Below are 17,660 nucleotides of genomic sequence, written 5' to 3' on the forward strand. Positions count from 1 at the left end.
TTGACACAGAGAAAGCCGCATGAGCCAGGCTGACACACCCACCCCACTCAACCCGCTCACGCTACCGCTTCACGGCAGCCGCCTGATTGAAGCCAGCGCGGGCACGGGCAAAACCTTCACCATCGCGCTGCTCTACGTGCGCTTGGTACTGGGCGGCCAGCGCAGCGAAGACGACAGCGCGTTTGTGCGCCCGCTCACCCCGCCGGAAATTCTGGTAGTCACCTTTACCAATGCCGCCACCCAGGAACTGCGTGAACGTATCCGCAACCGGCTGGTAGAAGCCGCTGCGGTGTTTAGAAAAGCACCGGACGCGAAGGAAACAGGTCACGGAGAGGGTCTTTTTCCAGGGATGGAAAAAGTAGCGCCCAAGGATGGGTTTACAGCGCCCTCGCAGTGGCCTGCTTCCGAGCCTGCTGACGATCCTTTGCTCATCCAACTCCGCAGCCAATACACAGAGGCCACCTGGCCCGCCTGCGCCCGCCGCCTGGAACTAGCCGCCGAATGGATGGACGAAGCCGCCGTTTCCACCATCCACAGCTGGTGCTACCGCATGCTGCGCGAACACGCCTTCGATAGCGGCAGCCTGTTCTCACTCAACCTGGAAAACGACCAGCGCGAACTGGAACAAGAAGTGGTACGCGACTACTGGCGCACCTTCTACTACCCGCTGGATGCCGACGCCCTGGGCAGCATTACCCGCTACTGGAAATCGCCGGATAATCTCCATGAAGAGGTGCGCAAGCTGCTCCACGAAAGCGAGGCACTCGGCAGCCAACGCCACGCGCCAGCAGAAACGTTAAGCACTGCCGACGCCGAACGCAGCGCACGCCTTGAAGAACTCAAAGCTCCTTGGCGAGCGTGGGTAAATGAACTCCGGCAGCTTTTTGACGATGGCCAAACAGCCAAGCACTTTGCCCCTGGCAAAATGCGCAAAGATCATCGAGGAAAATGGCTGGATAAAATTCAGCAATGGGCGGAAAGCGACCTTGTCAGTCCTGATATGGATAAGAAGGCCACTGCATGGAAGCGACTGACACCGGCGGGCATTGCTGAAATCTGGAGCGGAGAGCCACCGAGCCACCCAGCGTTTGAGGCGTTTGAGGCACTGCCCGCCGCCCTCAACGCCTTGCCGGAACCGCGTAACGACCTGCTGATTCACGCCGTGCAGTGGTGCAAAGTGCGTATGGAGCGCGAGCAAGAACGCCGCGCAGAAATGGGCCCCAACGACCTGCTCACCCATTTAGACCGCGCCCTGCAAGGCCCCAACAAAGACGCCCTGGCAGCGCAGATTCTGCGCCAGTTCCCCGTCGCGCTAATTGACGAATTCCAGGACACTGACCCGATTCAGTACCGCATCTTTAACGCGGTCTATGACGTCGCCAACCCACGCCGCGACGCCGCCATGCTGCTGATCGGCGACCCCAAACAGGCCATCTACGCCTTTCGCGGTGCGGATATCTTCACCTACCTGCAGGCTCGCCAAGACACCGCAGGCCGCCACGTCACGCTAGGCACCAACTTCCGTTCCAGCCGCGCCATGGTGGAAGCCGTCAATCACTGCTTCCACTACGCCGACCAGCACCCCGCCGGGGCCTTTCTGTTCCGCGAGACAGACGGCGACAACCCGCTACCGTTTTTGCCGGTAGCCGCCAAAGGCCGCGACGAACAGCTGGTTCACCAAGGCCAGCCGCTGCCCGCCATGACGCTCTGGCCGTTAACCAGCGAAGAACCACTTTCCAAAACCGCCTACCAAACCGAGATGGCCGAATGCTGTGCCTCCTACATGGTAGAACTGCTCACGGCAGGCCAAGGTGGCAATAAAGAAGGCAAAAGCGGTTTTCAGAAAGGCGATGACCTAACCCCACTAAAGCCTTCCGATATGGCGGTGCTGGTCAACGGCCTGCAGGAAGCCCGCGCCATTCGCTTAGCGCTGGCCAGCCGTGGAGTAAAGAGTGTTTACCTTTCCGACCACGACAAGGTGTTTAGCTCGCCCATGGCGAAGCAGGTAGAACGCTGGCTGCGCGCCTGTGCCGAGCCACTGGCCAGCTCCCGCCAGGCCGAAGCCCACCTGCGCGCCGCTTTGGCGACGCCAGTGTTAGGGCTCAGTTTGGCCGACCTTGATCATCTGCAACAGAACGAACTGGCTTGGGAAGCACGGGTAGAGCAATTCAGCCACTACCACCGCCTATGGCAGCGCCAGGGTGTGCTGCCGCTGGTACGCCGCATGATGGTGGATTTCGATATTCCAGCCCGCTTGCTGGGAGAATTCGAAGAGGGTGAGCGCTTGCTCACCGACCTGCTGCACTTGGGCGAACTGCTGCAGCAGGCAAGTGCTGAACTAGACGGCGAACACGCGCTGATTCGCTTTCTGTATGAGGCCATTGCCGACCCGGAAAGCCACGGCGACAGCCACAAGCTGCGCCTAGAAAGCGATGCGGAGTTGGTCAAGGTGGTCACCATCCACAAATCCAAAGGGCTTGAGTACCCTCTGGTATTTCTGCCATTTATCGCCAACCACCGCCCGGTGAGCGATAAAGACATACCGCTGCGCTGGCACGACGCCCAAGGCAACCTTCAGCTCAGCCTAAGCGCCGATAAAGAAACACAGGCCACCGCCGACCGAGAACGCCTGGGGGAAGACCTGCGCAAGCTTTATGTAGCGCTGACCCGCGCCCGCCACGCGACTTGGCTGGGGCTAGCCCCGCTGCAGGGGTTGGAAAATAGCGCCCTCGGCTACCTAATTAGCGGCGGAAAAACGATGGCACCGGCAGAGCTAACCACCGCGCTGGAAGCGCTGGCTCAAGGCAGCGAGATTGTTGTCAGCGAGCCACCGGCACCCACGGCCCAGCGCCTTGCCCTCTCTGAACAAAGCGCCGAACAAAACGCCACGCTTGGGCACGCCCGCACGCCCACACGCCCGGCCAAAGAGCACTGGTGGATTGCCAGCTACTCGGCGCTGCGCCTTTCCGGCACGCTCAGCGCCCCCACGGCAACGCCCCTGGAACCCACCACCGCCCAGGAAGCCACCGCGTTTGAAGTATTGGATGAGCCGCAGGAACTATCCCAGTTGGCCCAGCCAGACACTTTCCACCTGCATAAATTTCCAAGGGGGCCAGGGCCGGGCACATTTTTGCATGGGCTTTTGGAATGGGCAGGCAGGCAGGGGTTTGAAGCCGCTGCCAACGACCACGATTCACTCAACGATATGCTATGGCGGCGCGTGCAGCTGCGTGGCTGGCAAGCATGGCAGGAACCGCTGGCTGGCTGGCTTTCAGCGCTACTCACCACACCGTTACCGCTAGCCGCGCCAAATCAACAAAGCGTCGCGCTGACCGAACTCAGCAGCTACCAAGTAGAGCTAGAGTTCTGGCTGGCCGCCCAACGAGTCAACACCCAGGCGATTGATGCGCTGGTCAGCAAGCACTTACTGCCAGGGGTTGAGCGCCCAGCGCTGGATGCCGATACCCTAAACGGCATGCTGAAAGGCTTTATTGATTTAGCCTTTGAGCACCAAGGGCGCTTTTACGTGCTGGACTGGAAATCGAACTATTTAGGGCCGAATGACAGCGATTACGAACCGGACGCCTTGCGCCATGCGTTGCTGGCCAAACGCTACGACCTCCAGGCCGCGCTTTACCTGCTAGCTATGCATCGGCTGCTCAAAGCGCGCCTGCCCAATTACGACCCGCACCAGCATCTAGGCGGTTCGATGACGGTATTTCTACGCGGCAGCCGCAGCCCAGGGCGCGGGGTATTTTCCGAACCCGCCCCGGTTGAACTGATCGAAGCACTGGATAGCCTGTTTGCAGGCGCATCGTTTTCAAGCCCCGCACAGGAAGCGACGGTATGAGTAAGCCAAAAGACACCCACACCTTCGACTTGTTTGGCGATGCCGTCGAGATACAGGATGCCCAGCCTTCAATAGCCCCCGCGCCAGTGAGCGCTCACCCTGCGTTAAGCGATACCACCGAATTGCTAACCCTATGCGAGCGCTGGGTAGCCAGGGGCTGGCTGCGTGATTTAGACCGCGCCCTGGTGCGCTTTCTAGCGGCAGAAGCACCGGATGCCCCAGCGCTGCTGCTGTTAGCCGCCGCCCTGGCCAGCCACCAGCTAGGCCGAGGCCATGTGTGTCTGGATTTAACCGCCACGCTTAACGCACCGGATTTCGCCCTTTCGCTACCGCCAGAAGGGGATGATTTAACCGACCCACCACCGCTGCCTAGCGACGTGCTGGCAACGCTTACGCTAAGCGAATGGCAAGCCGCGCTGCACCACCCGCTACTCACCAGTGAAGGCCCTGGCAAAACGCCGCTGGTGGTAGTGACCGCTCACTCAGCTTCAGAAACGCGACTCTACCTACGCCGCTACTGGCAGTATGAACAAACCCTGCACCAGCAAATCGCCAGCCGCTTAGAAGATGAAAACATCACACACACACAGGCGGTGAATGTTAACGCCACGACGGCAACTGATAACCGTTGTAGGAGGCCAATTTATTGGGCGATGGGTGACGATAGTCACCCCGGCCTTCTCTCCCAGGCGCTGAACGTTCTGTTCAAGCCAAGCGACGACCTCGACTGGCAAAAAACCACCTGCGCCCTGGCCGCCCGCAGCCGCTTCGGCATTATTACCGGCGGCCCCGGCACCGGCAAAACCACCACCGTGGTGCGCCTCCTCGCCCTGCTGCAAACGCTGCAACTGGCTCACTCACCCAGCCAACCGCTGCGCATTCGCCTAGCCGCCCCCACCGGCAAAGCCGCCGCCCGCCTGAATGAATCCATCGCCGGGCAGGTAAGCAGTTTGCCATTGGCACAGTTAGAAAAACTCTTAACGAATTGCGTTATGAGCGAAGATGAGACAAGGCGAAGCGCGACGAAAACGCGGAGTTTACATCCTGTAAATGAGCAGTTTGAGGAGCGCTTCAACACAGTATCATCAAGCGCAATAGCAATTCCCACTGAAGTGACAACACTGCACCGCCTTCTAGGTGCCCGCCCCGACACCCGCCACTTCCGCCACAGCGCCGCCAATCCGCTAGCGCTGGATGTGCTGGTCATCGACGAAGCCTCCATGGTAGATATCGAAATGATGGCCGCCGTACTGAGCGCCCTGCCCGCCAATGCCCAGTGCGTGCTACTGGGGGATAAAGACCAGTTGGCCTCGGTAGAGGCTGGCTCGGTACTTGGCGATTTATGCCGCCGCGCCGAGGCCGCCCACTACACGCACGAAACCGCCCAATGGCTGGAAAGCGCCACCGGCCAGCCGCTACCGCCAAAGTACCTGGATGCTGAAGGCCAGCCACTCGACCAAGCCATTACCATGCTGCGGGTAAGCCACCGCTTTAACGAACACAGCGGCATCGGCCAGTTGGCCCAGGCGATTAACCAGCCCAGCCATACCCAAACTGATCGGGAAAAACAGCAGGCCGTTAACGCCGTGCTGCGCCATGGCTACCCAGACCTGCACCACCTAACGCTTTCAGAGGACACCGCGCTGGATAAGCTGGTCATTCACGGCAGCGCGGATAAGTTTCTGAATAGTGGTGAAGGCCGCACCAACCACAAAAATGAACCCATCGCCCCGCCCACCGGCTATCGCCATTACCTAAAGGTGCTGAACGCGCAGCGCCCGCGTGGGGAATCGTTTGAGGACAACCCAGCGGCCTATAATGCCTGGGCTGCTGAGGTTCTCAGCGCCTACAGCCACTTTCAATTGCTATGCGCGCTGCGCAAAGGCCCCTGGGGGGTAGAAGGCCTAAACCTGCATATCGCCAAAACCCTGCGCAGCGAAAAGCTGCTGTTTGGCAGTGATTACACGTTAGAGAAAGGCTGGTATGAAGGCCGCCCGGTGCTAGTCACCCAAAACGACTACGGCCTAAAATTGATGAACGGCGATATCGGCATCACCCTCGCCGTGCCAGACCCGCGCACGCCGGGTAAATCGCTATTACGCGTTGCCTTTCCGACAAGCGACCCGGAAAAAACCATCCGCTGGGTGCTGCCCTCCCGCCTGCATGCGGTAGAAACTGTATTTGCGATGACGGTACACAAATCCCAAGGCTCGGAGTTCTTGCACACCGCCCTGCTGCTACCGCCCACCATCAACCCGATTCTCACCCGCGAACTGGTCTACACCGGCATCACCCGCGCCCGCGACTGGCTCACGCTGGTGGAAGCCAAAGGCGGGGTGTTGAATGAGGCGGTGACTAGGGAGGTGATGAGGGTGAGTGGGATGTAGGAAATCAAAACCGATATTAGTGGTGATAATGTCGGTCTTCGGCCAAGAGCGGATGTTAAAGAGTTTTCAGATTAATGATGTTCACAACATCTATTCCACGCCCCCTGCCCTAAAACGCGGAGCGTGGCGGGCTGGGAATGTCAGTTTCCGTCCTTGAATTTTGCTTTACAATTGCCGCTCATGCACATGGTACAGTAGTGCTCTCTATCCTCATGCTGGGTACCCTCAGCGATGATAATGCCGCAGCCGTTGCAGAACAGGGTGCCAATCCCGTCTTCGAATTTCACAATTGCATGTTCGTAGTCCATAAAGTTCTCCGCGAAGACCCCATCCTGCAAGAACGGGTAGTAATAGCTTGTCAGCAAAAGCCGACCTTTATCTGATATTTCCTTCGATGGCGCTATCAGGCGTCAGTTCAATTTCCTCTCGACCATCAGGTTGATACAGATAATAACAACGCACCTAAACAGCACAGGCTAAGCAATTCTCTCCCTGGCAACAGATGCATTCAGTGCCATAATTCTCGGATATGCAACTCTGCATCACCAAAGTTGGCTTGGCCGCTATCGGCCAAAAGTGGTCTTTAAGAAAGTTCTGATTAACGCCTCAATAACCGGCAGCGTTGTGGCGAAGCCACACTTTTAGCTGTCCGGCGCCACAGGCGCGAAGTTGATTGATTTGTTAAAGGTCATGGTCGTACGCATGAACTTGAGAAAATGCCTCAGCAAATGCCTCCTGTAATTCAGGAGGAGGTACAATTAGGAAGGTAACAGCTATAGTCATAAAAGCTTCAACTCTTTCAATATTACTCCCGAAATTTGCCTGAGGCCTAAATATATTAATCACTTCGTTCATCGCATTTACGTCAAGCTGTTCTAGATCAACGTCTATTCTATGAGCAAATTTATTTCTAATGCTATTGAGACGCTTAATCCCTAGCTTAATAACTGATGCAGCAGTACCCGAAGAAGGTATAAGCTCGACCTTCTGCGCAAACGACAGCCTTATTGAATTAATGTCGTCAATTCCAAATGGTCTGTCCGAAATAGACAGTTAGGTAGTGCTCCAGAATTAAGTGTGCTTTTAAGACTCGGCCCATGACATCGTAGTCTTGCTGCAACAAAGCTATGAATTTTTCATTTTCTGAATCGAAGTGCAGATTAAATTCTTCCCATCTCAGACGCAGAACTTCCAAAGCGTGATCTAGACCCTCGATTTCCCTCATATTTTTTGACCTTTAACGCCTTGCTCACCGGAAACTTAGGAGCGCAGCGAGTAATTTTTCCGAGTGCAGGGGCTTGTTACATTCTCACTCTTGATGATACTCCCACCTAAGCATGTTCATTACTATAGCGTAAATATTAAAAACGAATGACTTTAAAAGCAGCAAAAGGTAAACAAAGCTACTCCCAGTGATCGCATATGCAATATTCACCACTACTGATTTTACACAATCAGAATTAGGAACATACTGTACAATATTAGACAACAACCCGCCCGACTGTCCAAATAACAATATAAAAGCATAAAAAAGGAGAAATGCTATATACGCAATAAAAACCTTCATGAATGCAAAAAAATTATACTTTAACGTCGGCAGTCCAGTTTCTTTGTTAATATGATCCATCATAGCTAGCATCATTTTTGGCTTTGAAAGAGTCGAGAATATCGTAAAACCTGCAATTAAAAACCCAAGAATTGTAATAGCAAAGCTAAAACCCATTTCAGACCATTTCCTTACGTCGTCAATGATTACTTGAACATTAGAAGAAAAGATAAAAGAATTTGCAGCTAATGCTAAAAAGCTACCCAAAACAAAAAGCACCTGCAATCGGCTAGGCACTATTCGTCTCGACAGCTTATATACATCCCAGAGCGATTTTTCGCTTGTCAGGTCAGATTCGTCGAAGGAGTGCATGCCTTATAGCCTTTCAAAGATATCTTTGATTTTGTTGATGACACCAATCGCCACCTCAGGCAAGGCGATTACGTTGGCATGAGCCAAATGTTTGAATTGTGCATATTTTTGGCTAGCTGCTCTTTCTGCATCCTTTGGAAGATCTTCCAGTTCGACGGTTAGATTGAAGTCTTCGTTACTTCCTCGAATAGTATCACCTTGAGAATCATACCCTTTGAACTTTATATCTGAATTACCGAGATTTGAGGCAGAACTAGCCTGCTCATAAACTTTATCACCATCAAGTCCCTCTTTCGTATTCGCGAATTCGACTTTCGCGTTTTTGCTATTCATTTCATCACGTCGCCTACCGAAGTCAGACCAGAAATCGTCGTTATCTATTTCTTCCTTGTTTGTAGGGAGGAGCTTTATTGTCACCCGATCAATATGTTCGAGGCGGCTAACAAAAGCTCTTAGAGACTCCTTATCTGAAAGCGGCGTAATTCTCAGAACTGGTGCAGGATACTCTTCGAACAAGTATTTTTTTGTAACACGATCTAACTCCGGGTTTTCTTTCCTTTGAATCTTGGCTTTTTCGAAATTCTCTTCAATAAACTCTTTGTGTCTCTTCTTTAAACAGAATTGGCTAGTACTTTGAAAATTTTGGATCGTAGGTGCTCCGGGGACTTCTTTGCAAAGGATAAGCCTGTGGTTGTTGAGTATTAGTAGAAATGTAGAACTTGGCGCTGTTTCAAGCTCACTCCTGTCTTCAATTATTCCTCCTTTCGGTCTATATATTTGCTCTCGCCTTAATCTGGTATTCTTTACAATCCGACCGGCTATGCCAAGAACAGGGTATTCTGTAGACTCATCCAGCACAACTAACTTTGTGTCTAAGAAAAAATAGTCCCCTTTATCTTTAAGGTGTCTTACAAAGCGCATCTCATGAAAGGAAGGCATAACTATTTCATCAAAAAGGTCTAGAAGCACCTTTTTATCTCCAAACTTCAGCGTGTAGTTACCGAATTCTAATTTTTTTAGGAATGCCACGTTGTCTCCTTAAGAATGTAACGCCACTCATTGGTCCTGCTGCAAGGCTTTATTAGGAGCTTTCTTCATCAGGTAGATGTGCTTTCCACTTTCCCTTTACATAATCTACAAAACCATCCATACCAGGAGCTTCCGAAACTCTTGCTAATTCCATTCCAGCCTGTGTCAAAAGGACTAATCCAACATCAAGTTCATTATCTTTATCATTCTGCATAGTTAGCGCGAGAGGCTTACCACAATAACTTACTTGAAATTGTTTTGGTAAACCTTGCTGAGAAAACCCTGATATACCATTGAATTGTATTAAGCCTAAGCTATCCAAATGGGATAGGCTGTTGAAGTTAATTCCAACTTTATTATAGATATCATCTTTTGGATTAAATACTACCGGCGTAAAAACCCCTATAAACCAACCAAATCTACACAAGGAATAAAATAATTCAGCATCCTTCTTATCCAAATCCCCAAGTAAGTTAACGGTTCGTTTTGAGTAGGAACCTGGCGAATTAGCTTCTCCAGCTAATACCTTAGCCCATAGTGACTGCATTTCATCGTCAGAAATAATTCTGGATTTATCGAAAAAGTTAGTCACCCAATCATCATCCATATTTTCCGGAGAGGACTCATCTTTCAGTAATGAAATAGATCTTTTCGTTATCTCTTCCATATTTTCTTGGCGAGTAGCTTCTTCTTCAACAAATCGGTGCATTGCGCGCCGATGAAGATCTGTTATCTCAATTTCCGATTTAGCTTTTATTAGGCCGGCTTCAGCTTCAGCTTTTGCTACACGCTTAATTTGCCATGGTTCAAATATTCCTCCAACAGCACTGGAGACCTTTTTAACCAGCGTATTAGCGGGCTTAGAAAGTTCGCCTAGATTTATTAAGGAAGTTGATTTGTCGTCTGACATTGTTGCTCCTAACAGCGTATTATACGGCGCGTTCTATGATTGAATGAACGTGCTAGCACTTTTTCTCGGCAAATACAGCCTGCCAGATTCTTCCAAGCCCATGATTTTTATAGCCATTAATTCCAATTAGGCTATATCTCCAAAATTCGCGCGCCTACTGCATTTCTGGCATGTCCGCTCAGGGTCGAACGTCATCATTCGCTCAATTCCTCATAAAATACCACCCTACCCGCAATAGCTTCCATGCCTTCAATCAGCTGCTCGTAGCTGCAAGCAATATCCTGCCGCCCACCTAACGAAAAATACCCCGTATACTCTTTAAACGGGCAAAATATGGTGGTTTCTGACACGGTGAGTAAGTCCATTCGCACGTCTTCGCGAGGAAAGTAATGGCGTGGCGGGTAGCCGTATTCGCAAAGTTTAATCGTATTGGTGGAGTCGGCGATTAACGTGCCATCAACATGCGCCTGCACGCGTTGGCTAATAGGGTGACGCTCAATGCGTGAGGCATTTGGCATTAGGTTGTTCCCTGCGGCGTTTATCGCTCTAGTAAAATTAGCCTAGCAGCTAAATTTGTTTAAGCCCACCGCAAAGGAGTAGCACTTTAGGCTACGGAGTTGATCTGGGTCAGAGTTGTGGGAGGACTGGCTTACTGCCTGCTCTATATGTTGGTGCCTACTTCATCGCGAGCTGAAGCTCCCTCCTACAAGATATCGTGCCACTGCTCTATTGTAGGAGGCCACTTCTAGTGGGCGATGGCGGCGTAGCCGCCCTTAGCCAGCTCTATCATCATCGAAGTGTAGAACCAAAGCTGAAGCTCCCTTATACAACCAGGGCCAGTTTGGGTGGATAAGCATGTCTCGCGGGTGCCTCATTCGCTCGTTCCTCGCGAGATTCGTTACCACGCGCTACACGTTGTTTTACTTAGTGAAGCTGTTCAAAGACGTCGGGGTGTTGCTCAGCAATTCGCAACAGAGCAACTGCCGGGTCTTGAGGCTCTCTGCGGCCTTGTTCCCAGTCCTGAAGTGTACGTATGCTGACCCCAAGAAGACCTGCAAAGGCTGATTGCGATAGATTCAGTTTATGCCGAATTAATTGTCATCTATTCAGGCTTTCTTCACAAACTGGGCGGTGACCATCATGTCGCCAGCGCCATCGACCTTGCAATCGAGCTGGTGGTCTTTGCCTTCCTTAAGCCGCTTGATAACGGCCTTGGTGCCAATCTTAAGCACGATTGAGCTGCCTTTGACCTTGAGGTCTTTGATTAGCGTTACCTTATCGCCTTCAGCCAGCAGAGTGCCATTGGCATCTTTCACCATGACGGTGTCTTCCGCTTCAACCTCGGAAGGGTTCCATTCGTGGGCACATTCTGGGCAGATGAACAGGCTTTGATCCTGGTAGACGAAGTCAGAGTGGCAATTGGGGCAAGGTGGGCATGACATGGAAGGTGGCTTCTGTGATTGGGTTGGCTACTTATGATACTGAGCCTTTGCAGCCTTGGCGAATGCCTACCCCCTTGTGCGGAAGCCATGGCTAGTTAACACCACTCCCAATGGTGCGTATTGTTACCTGAGTGAAAGCGCTAGGCCATTTTTTGCCAATGCGTTACCTCTTGAATACTGGATAAGTCGTCGTGTTCTAGCTGCTCTGCTTTGTAAAGATCCCAGCGCATTTGTAAATTCATCCAAAAATCGGCTGAAACGCCAAAGAAACGCGCCAGTCTCAACGCCGTACTGGGTGTTACACCGCGCTTTTTATTCACTAGCTCATTGAAGCGGATGCTGTGCTGTCCGAGCCTGTCGCCTGATAGCGCTTCGAGTCGGTTGCCTGGCGGCACCTTTAGTTCCTCAAGCCTCTGCCTCTGCACTGAGTCCAGCAAGTCGAGTTTCCGTGATGCGATCTTCCATAGAGACGACGGGCAAAGCTTACGAGCCGCCTTGGTGTGCTCTCCATTGAATAAGTCTTCTACCGCTTTGTCTTTGAAATTTACGATCATTAATACGCAATAGCACGGAGCCCATGCTATTCAAGCCGGTTAAGATTGATGCGTTTTTCTAAAACTTGCTAGCTCACCGCTGAGCTGACTGAGCAGCTCACACGCTTAGCCAGCCAGTGAGCATTCGATGAATACTTCCACACCAGCCCTAACGCGGCGGCTTTACACGGGCAGTTGGGCGAGCACGATAGCGGGCAGTGTGCACACCAGCACTTTATTGACCTAGTAGCGGTGGCTACGTGTTCATATTGGCATGGTGCTGCAATCGCTATTCGCTTATCCGCGCCTTGCCTCCTAGACTGAAAGCTCATTTCTTTTGAGTTACCGACCTATGCGTGTGTTTTCTAATCCGGTCGGTGCCGGTTCACTGTGGTTTGATAATTTGGTGACCGCCGACGGCGTTCCTGTGGCTTACGACCCGCAGGCGCGCGCCTTTCTACCGATGCCGCCCTTCTGCGCTAACCGAGAAGTGATTGGCTGCAACTGGATTGCCCCTAAGCAGGGTGAATTCTGTCGTGCCTGCGCGATGACCGCCCTTGCCCCCGACCCTTCTATTTCAGATGCCATGCCTAACTGGGCGCAAACCGAAGCCGCAAAGCGCTGGGTAATTGATAACCTGGGCCGCTGGAACTGGTTTCGCCCGGAAGACCCTGGTGCGCCACCGGTGTTTCATATGTTGGCGGAAGGCGGAACGCCGGTGCCCATGGGGCATGTGGGCGGCGTGGTAACCATCAGCGTGGCGGAAGCTGATGCGGTGCTGCGGACAACGCGCAAAGAGGCGTTGGATGAGCCATACCGCACGATGATTGGCCATATGCGCCATGAAATCGCACATATGCTGTGGTGGCGGCTAAGTTTGCGGGATGACTTTCTTGATGCGTTTCGTGAAATGTTTGGCGATGAGCGGGAGGATTATCCCGCCGCGTTGCAGCACTATTACCACAATGGCCCGCCTGCGGATTGGCGGCAGCGGTTTCTATCTACCTATGCGTCCTCCCACCCTCACGAAGATTGGGCGGAAACCACCTCTCACCTGCTGCACTTAACCGATATCACCGATAGCTTTGTGTCGGCGGGCATGACCTCTCCGGCGTTGCCCAACACCTATGGCTGGGATGCGTATGCCGAACCCGATGCTGAGCGCTTGATTCACATTGCGGCATCCTTAGTTGCCGGTGTTAACCATGTAAACCGCTCGATGGGGCTTTCGGATCTGTATCCGTTTGTGCTTTCCGACGCGGCGATGCGCAAGCTAGCGTTTGTCCACGATTGGCTACGGCGCGGTGCTCAGGGGCTTTAATTCGCTTAACTAGAATTACCTGATAACCTGTTAGCTTAATCAGCGTTTATCTCAGAAGATCGATACACGATACCGTTAATAAAGAGCAGCCTGCAGTATCACAGGCTGCTCTTTATGATGGGCGTCGTTCAGCTTTTTCACACCGCTTCTTTCAGTAAACCATGCAAAAAATTGGCTAAAGAGCGTAGCTGGAACGGTTTAGTAATCACATCCGTGGCACCGGCTTCTAGTGCTTTACGCCGCGTTTCTAGATCGTCGCTACCGGTCAACATTACTAGGGGTAAGAAAGCCCCTCCCAACATTGAATGCATGGCACGGACTAGCTGGAAACCATTCAACCCAGGCATGGAGACATCAATAAGCACGAGATCTGGCCGACGGGTACGAAAAAGCTCTAACGCAGTATGCCCATTGTCAGCTTCAAGGACACAGAAACCCAAGTTTGCAAGCCCGGCGCCTAGCAGTAAACGTATCGTTGCATCGTCATCGACCACCAAAACCGTCGCGCTGGTTGATGTCATTACACACTCCCCTCAGTCATTAAAACGTTAATTCAGCACGCTAATTCAGAACGTTAGCCCAAAAAGTTAACCTAGATTAACAATAGTTGGATGCTAAGGGAGGCCCAAGGATGTGAACAAATGTCACAGTTGTTTACAGTGCTACTGCATTAGGCTTCTATAGGGCGCATCGTCCATCACTATTTGTGCACCATGTAGGCACTTGTGATAAGCACTTATGGAATGCACCTATGGAACTGTTGTGGCCCAGTAACTCTCCTTCTACTCTTGAGGCGCAGCGTGACAGAATCGCGCTAGAAGCCGCTGGCCTAGGCGTCTGGGAGTTGGATCTAGAAAGCGGAAACACCGCCTGGAATGATCAAATGTATGCGCTGTACGGTTTATCACCTAACAGCCCAACGCCACGATTCGATGAATGGTTAGCCTACGTACACCCAGCAGACCGCGACTCTGTTACTGATGCGTTTCAGCGCTTATTGGCCAACCATGCGCCAATGACCATGGAATTTCGCATACTAAACAGCGGTAACGACGTTCGCCATCTGCGGGCTGTCACCCGCAGCCTGCATAATGAAGAAAATATTCCACAGTGTTTGATTGGGATTAACGAAGACATTACACATCAAACTCAGGACCGCCATTTAGCCGCCAACAAAACGCGTGAACTACAGAGCTTCTTTGATGTATCGCCAAGCCTAATCTGCATAACCACGTTAGGGGGTCAATTTCTAACGGTTAACCAAGCATGGAAACGCCTACTTGGTTTTGCCGAAGATGAATTAGTAGGCACTTTTTTTCTGACGTTAGTACATCCCGAAGATCTTGAAATCACCCGTGCGGCCATCGCAGACCTGCAAGAAGGCCGTGTCGTGTCTGACTTTGTTAACCGCTACCGCCATAAAAATGGTGACTTTCGATATATTGAGTGGTGCGCAACATCTAGAGAAGACCAAATTTATGCAACCGCCAATGACGTCACTTCACGAATTGCGCTTGAGCAGCAAATCGCTAAAGAAAAAGCCTATCTACAGTTGATTATTGACAGCCTGCCAAGCCCTATCTTTGCTAAAGATTGGCAAGGTCGTCATACACTGGCCAATAGCAACGTAGCCACGTTATTTGGAACCACCCCAGAAGAGATGCTGGGTCGTACTGATTGGCAAATGCCTATAGACAAAGCCTTAGCGGCAAAATTTCAACTAGATGACCGAGAAGTTATGCGCAGTGGCAAACACAAAGTGGTTGCCGAGGAGCTGATGTACGACACCTTGGGCAATAAGCATTGGTACCAGGTTATTAAGGTGCCTTTGATGTGTGAAGCGCCGGTTAAAGAGCGTCAGGTCGTAGGTATCGCTACAGATATCACTGAGCGCAAAGATAAAGAACAACAGCTGAAGCGACAAGAGCAGCTCTACCGGAGCCTGGTGGAGTCGCAACTAGACTTAATAGTGCGTGTCGACAGTCTTAATCAATTTACTTTTGTTAACGACGTATATTGCGATTTGTTTGGCAAAACAAAAAATGAGCTGATTGGAAAAAGCTTTGTACTGTTGGTTCACGATGATGATATGGGCGATACAATCGCTGCTATTAAGCGCTTAAAAAATGCTCCCCATAGAACACACGTAGAGCACCGAGCCATGACCCGGCAAGGGTGGAGATGGCTCTCCTGGGAAGGCAGTGCCATTCTCGACAACGATGGCAATATGTTGGAAATTCAGGCCGTTGGGCGAGACATTACCGCGTTAAAGCTGGCCCAGCAGCGTGCCCAAAGTGCCAGCCATGCCAAGAGCCAATTTCTAGCTAACATGAGCCATGAGATTCGCACGCCGCTCAACGCCATTATTGGCTTTAGCGAACTTTTGACCCAAAGCCCGCTGACAAAAGAGCAGCAGGAGTGGCTAGAAAATATATCAACGGCATCACACTTACTGCTCAGTATTGTTAATGACGTCTTGGATTACTCTAAAATTGAAGCTGGCAAACTTGAGCTTGAATCTTTACCGTTCTCTATTGAGCAGCTTATTACCCAACAAAGCGCTTTATTCACCTTATCAGCACAGGATAAAGGCCTAACTTTTCACATGTGGCGTGAAGGCGATTTCTCTACGGTACTGCTGGGGGATGCCATGCGCCTTGGTCAGGTGTTAACTAACCTGGTTGGCAATGCCATTAAGTTCACCCAGCACGGTAGCGTTGAACTTTGCTTTCGGGCTGTTCGCACTCAAGACAATAAATGTCAGCTTACTATTGATGTAAAAGATACCGGCATTGGCATCACTGCGGCGCAAAAAAGCCGTTTGTTTGATGCCTTCACTCAGGCCGACAGTTCGATCTCACGACGCTTTGGCGGCACAGGTTTAGGTCTTGTCATCTGCCGTCGGTTGATTAAGCAGATGGGCGGTACTCTAGGGGTCAGCTCCGAAAAGGGAGTTGGCAGTTGTTTTAGTATCAAGCTAACGCTTCCCATCGCCTCACAGCCAGAAGCCCAAGCGAGACAGTCTCCCCCCTTAAACACGCACAACTTGGTTGGTAAACGCGTGCTATTGGCTGAAGATAATCCGGTTAATCAAGCACTAACGAGACGCTTGTTAGAAGATTTAGGGCTAGAGGTCATCGTTGTTAATAATGGATGCGAAGCCCTAGAACAGTTGCAAAAGCGCGATGTAGAACTGATTTTGATGGATTTGCAAATGCCTGAGATGGACGGCTTTGAAGCAGCTCGACGCATTCGCCGCAAGAATAATACTCTTCCTATCATCGCTCTCTCTGCCGCGGTACTGGACGAAGAACGCCAAAATGCGCTATCAGCCGGAATGAATGAGCACTTGGCTAAACCCATCAACTCCCAGCAATTAGCCGCTGCTGTGGTTCGTTGGCTAACGGGTGAGCGACCAGCTAGCCCTGTGACTTCGCTCGGTTCCACCAACCCAAACGCGTGTCACGCCCATACACCAGAAGCGACGCCTAAAAACACCTGGCTAACCATGCTTGAAACAAACGGTGTTGATGTTCAGGTTGGGCTTGATTCAGCAGCAGCAGATTTATCGCTGTATCGCCAAGTGCTTGGGCTGTTTTTTGACCAGCTTAGTGAGCGCTATGCCCACCTACCAACAAGATTGTTACAAGCAGCAGGATTGGAAATCACTGCCTATGAGGAAATACAGCGCGATATTCATACACTCAAGGGGTCGGCAGCCTCGGTAGGAGCGGTAGAGCTAGCAGACTGTGCTTGTCACGTTGAAACGTGTTTGAAACAGCACCAGCATATTCGGCAAACCGATATCGACCAACTATCGTTAGTATTAAGAAATACTCAGCGCTTGCTTGCGTCAGCCCTTAAAAAAACATGAAGCAACAGAACGCAGCCCCCTCTACTACGTGATAGCGTTAAGGCAGAGATAAGGGCGCTGCTTATTACTCCCCTCCCCTCCCCTCCCCTAAGCACATCTTCTACGCTCTTAACTTTTTTCTAGAGCGGCACAAGAAGCTTCTTTGATAATTATCTCTCAATTCTAAAGCGTTTAACCCTGCTCATTATCACTTGGCAACCCATTCGTTTTCTAACCGCTAATAGCAACTATCAACGTGCGTGGACTAGCAGGGGCTAACTTCCCCCCTAGATTAGTTCCACTCGTTGAATTGTGACAGAAAGCAAAAAAACACTAAAAAGGTTTTCATTATTAGCGCGAAATGCAGGTTTTTGTCGGAAAAATATCCTTTCACAATGGCTATGATGGATACAGTTA

Annotated in this window: 13 protein-coding genes; 4 read left to right on the forward strand and 9 right to left on the reverse strand. The window is 51.4% G+C overall.

Annotated features, from left to right (window positions below):
• Window positions 1–19 precede the first annotated feature (19 nt).
• Together recB and recD are read left to right on the forward strand one after the other, a co-directional pair.
• Window positions 20–3,850 (forward strand): exodeoxyribonuclease V subunit beta, encoded by a 3,831-nt coding sequence (gene recB / locus CR46_RS0112540; RefSeq protein WP_030073399.1) that lies wholly within the window; start codon window positions 20–22, stop codon window positions 3,848–3,850.
• Complete coding sequence (recD, locus tag CR46_RS0112545; protein WP_030073401.1) at window positions 3,847–6,237, forward strand: exodeoxyribonuclease V subunit alpha; 2,391 nt, start codon at window positions 3,847–3,849, stop codon at window positions 6,235–6,237. The genes recB and recD overlap by 4 nt, the downstream gene beginning before the upstream one ends.
• Window positions 6,238–6,377: 140 nt before the next feature.
• On the opposite strand, the gene CR46_RS18450 is transcribed toward recD, so the two are convergent.
• The 8 genes from CR46_RS18450 to CR46_RS18195 form a co-directional block, all read right to left on the reverse strand.
• Window positions 6,378–6,545, reverse strand: a complete 168-nt coding sequence (locus CR46_RS18450) for a hypothetical protein (RefSeq protein ID WP_167520875.1) — start codon at window positions 6,543–6,545, stop codon at window positions 6,378–6,380.
• A gap of 1,001 nt (window positions 6,546–7,546) precedes the next feature.
• Window positions 7,547–8,155 (reverse strand): hypothetical protein, encoded by a 609-nt coding sequence (locus tag CR46_RS0112560; RefSeq protein ID WP_030073405.1) that lies wholly within the window; start codon window positions 8,153–8,155, stop codon window positions 7,547–7,549.
• Between the two features lie 3 nt (window positions 8,156–8,158).
• Entirely contained in the window at window positions 8,159–9,184 is a 1,026-nt protein-coding gene (locus CR46_RS0112565) for a hypothetical protein (RefSeq protein ID WP_030073408.1), read from the reverse strand.
• A gap of 52 nt (window positions 9,185–9,236) precedes the next feature.
• Window positions 9,237–10,094 (reverse strand): DUF2806 domain-containing protein, encoded by an 858-nt coding sequence (locus tag CR46_RS0112570; RefSeq protein WP_030073410.1) that lies wholly within the window; start codon window positions 10,092–10,094, stop codon window positions 9,237–9,239.
• A 194-nt stretch (window positions 10,095–10,288) separates the two neighbouring features.
• Window positions 10,289–10,612: a DUF427 domain-containing protein gene (locus CR46_RS0112575; protein ID WP_030073412.1), complete on the reverse strand. Its 324-nt coding sequence runs from the start codon at window positions 10,610–10,612 to the stop codon at window positions 10,289–10,291.
• Between the two features lie 406 nt (window positions 10,613–11,018).
• Window positions 11,019–11,186 (reverse strand): helix-turn-helix domain-containing protein, encoded by a 168-nt coding sequence (locus CR46_RS18190; protein ID WP_084180493.1) that lies wholly within the window; start codon window positions 11,184–11,186, stop codon window positions 11,019–11,021.
• Window positions 11,187–11,200: 14 nt separating this feature from the next.
• Window positions 11,201–11,536 carry a zinc ribbon domain-containing protein YjdM gene (locus CR46_RS0112585; protein ID WP_030073414.1) on the reverse strand — a complete coding sequence of 112 codons (336 nt, stop codon included), beginning with the start codon at window positions 11,534–11,536 and terminating at the stop codon, window positions 11,201–11,203.
• A gap of 140 nt (window positions 11,537–11,676) precedes the next feature.
• On the reverse strand, window positions 11,677–12,090 hold the full coding sequence (locus CR46_RS18195; protein ID WP_084180477.1) for a HigA family addiction module antitoxin: 414 nt from the start codon (window positions 12,088–12,090) through the stop codon (window positions 11,677–11,679).
• A 331-nt stretch (window positions 12,091–12,421) separates the two neighbouring features.
• On the opposite strand from CR46_RS18195, the gene CR46_RS0112600 reads away from it, so the two are divergent.
• Window positions 12,422–13,390: a zinc-binding metallopeptidase family protein gene (locus tag CR46_RS0112600; RefSeq protein WP_030073419.1), complete on the forward strand. Its 969-nt coding sequence runs from the start codon at window positions 12,422–12,424 to the stop codon at window positions 13,388–13,390.
• Window positions 13,391–13,527: 137 nt separating this feature from the next.
• Here the strand turns inward: CR46_RS0112600 and CR46_RS0112605 are convergent, their stop codons facing one another.
• Entirely contained in the window at window positions 13,528–13,911 is a 384-nt protein-coding gene (locus CR46_RS0112605; protein WP_030073422.1) for a response regulator, read from the reverse strand.
• Between the two features lie 230 nt (window positions 13,912–14,141).
• Between CR46_RS0112605 and CR46_RS0112610 the strand changes: the two genes are divergently transcribed.
• The gene (locus CR46_RS0112610) at window positions 14,142–17,264 is read left to right on the forward strand and encodes a PAS domain-containing hybrid sensor histidine kinase/response regulator (RefSeq protein ID WP_030073424.1); all 3,123 of its coding nucleotides are present in this window, start codon (window positions 14,142–14,144) and stop codon (window positions 17,262–17,264) included.
• Window positions 17,265–17,660: the final 396 nt, after the last annotated feature.

The sequence above is a fragment of the Vreelandella neptunia genome, assembly GCF_000712975.1.
GTDB classification, from domain to species: Bacteria; Pseudomonadota; Gammaproteobacteria; order Pseudomonadales; family Halomonadaceae; genus Vreelandella; species Vreelandella qaidamensis.

Bases quoted from the DNA above. Each gene is read 5' to 3' on its own strand.
- recB (WP_030073399.1), top strand. From the start codon at position 20: ATGAGCCAGGCTGACACACCCACCCCACTCAACCCGCTCACGCTACCG.
- recD (WP_030073401.1), top strand. From the start codon at position 3,847: ATGAGTAAGCCAAAAGACACCCACACCTTCGACTTGTTTGGCGATGCC.
- CR46_RS18450 (WP_167520875.1), bottom strand. From the start codon at position 6,545: ATGGACTACGAACATGCAATTGTGAAATTCGAAGACGGGATTGGCACC.
- CR46_RS0112560 (WP_030073405.1), bottom strand. From the start codon at position 8,155: ATGCACTCCTTCGACGAATCTGACCTGACAAGCGAAAAATCGCTCTGG.
- CR46_RS0112570 (WP_030073410.1), bottom strand. From the start codon at position 10,094: ATGTCAGACGACAAATCAACTTCCTTAATAAATCTAGGCGAACTTTCT.
- CR46_RS0112575 (WP_030073412.1), bottom strand. From the start codon at position 10,612: ATGCCAAATGCCTCACGCATTGAGCGTCACCCTATTAGCCAACGCGTG.
- CR46_RS0112585 (WP_030073414.1), bottom strand. From the start codon at position 11,536: ATGTCATGCCCACCTTGCCCCAATTGCCACTCTGACTTCGTCTACCAG.
- CR46_RS18195 (WP_084180477.1), bottom strand. From the start codon at position 12,090: ATGATCGTAAATTTCAAAGACAAAGCGGTAGAAGACTTATTCAATGGA.
- CR46_RS0112600 (WP_030073419.1), top strand. From the start codon at position 12,422: ATGCGTGTGTTTTCTAATCCGGTCGGTGCCGGTTCACTGTGGTTTGAT.
- CR46_RS0112605 (WP_030073422.1), bottom strand. From the start codon at position 13,911: ATGACATCAACCAGCGCGACGGTTTTGGTGGTCGATGACGATGCAACG.
- CR46_RS0112610 (WP_030073424.1), top strand. From the start codon at position 14,142: ATGGAACTGTTGTGGCCCAGTAACTCTCCTTCTACTCTTGAGGCGCAG.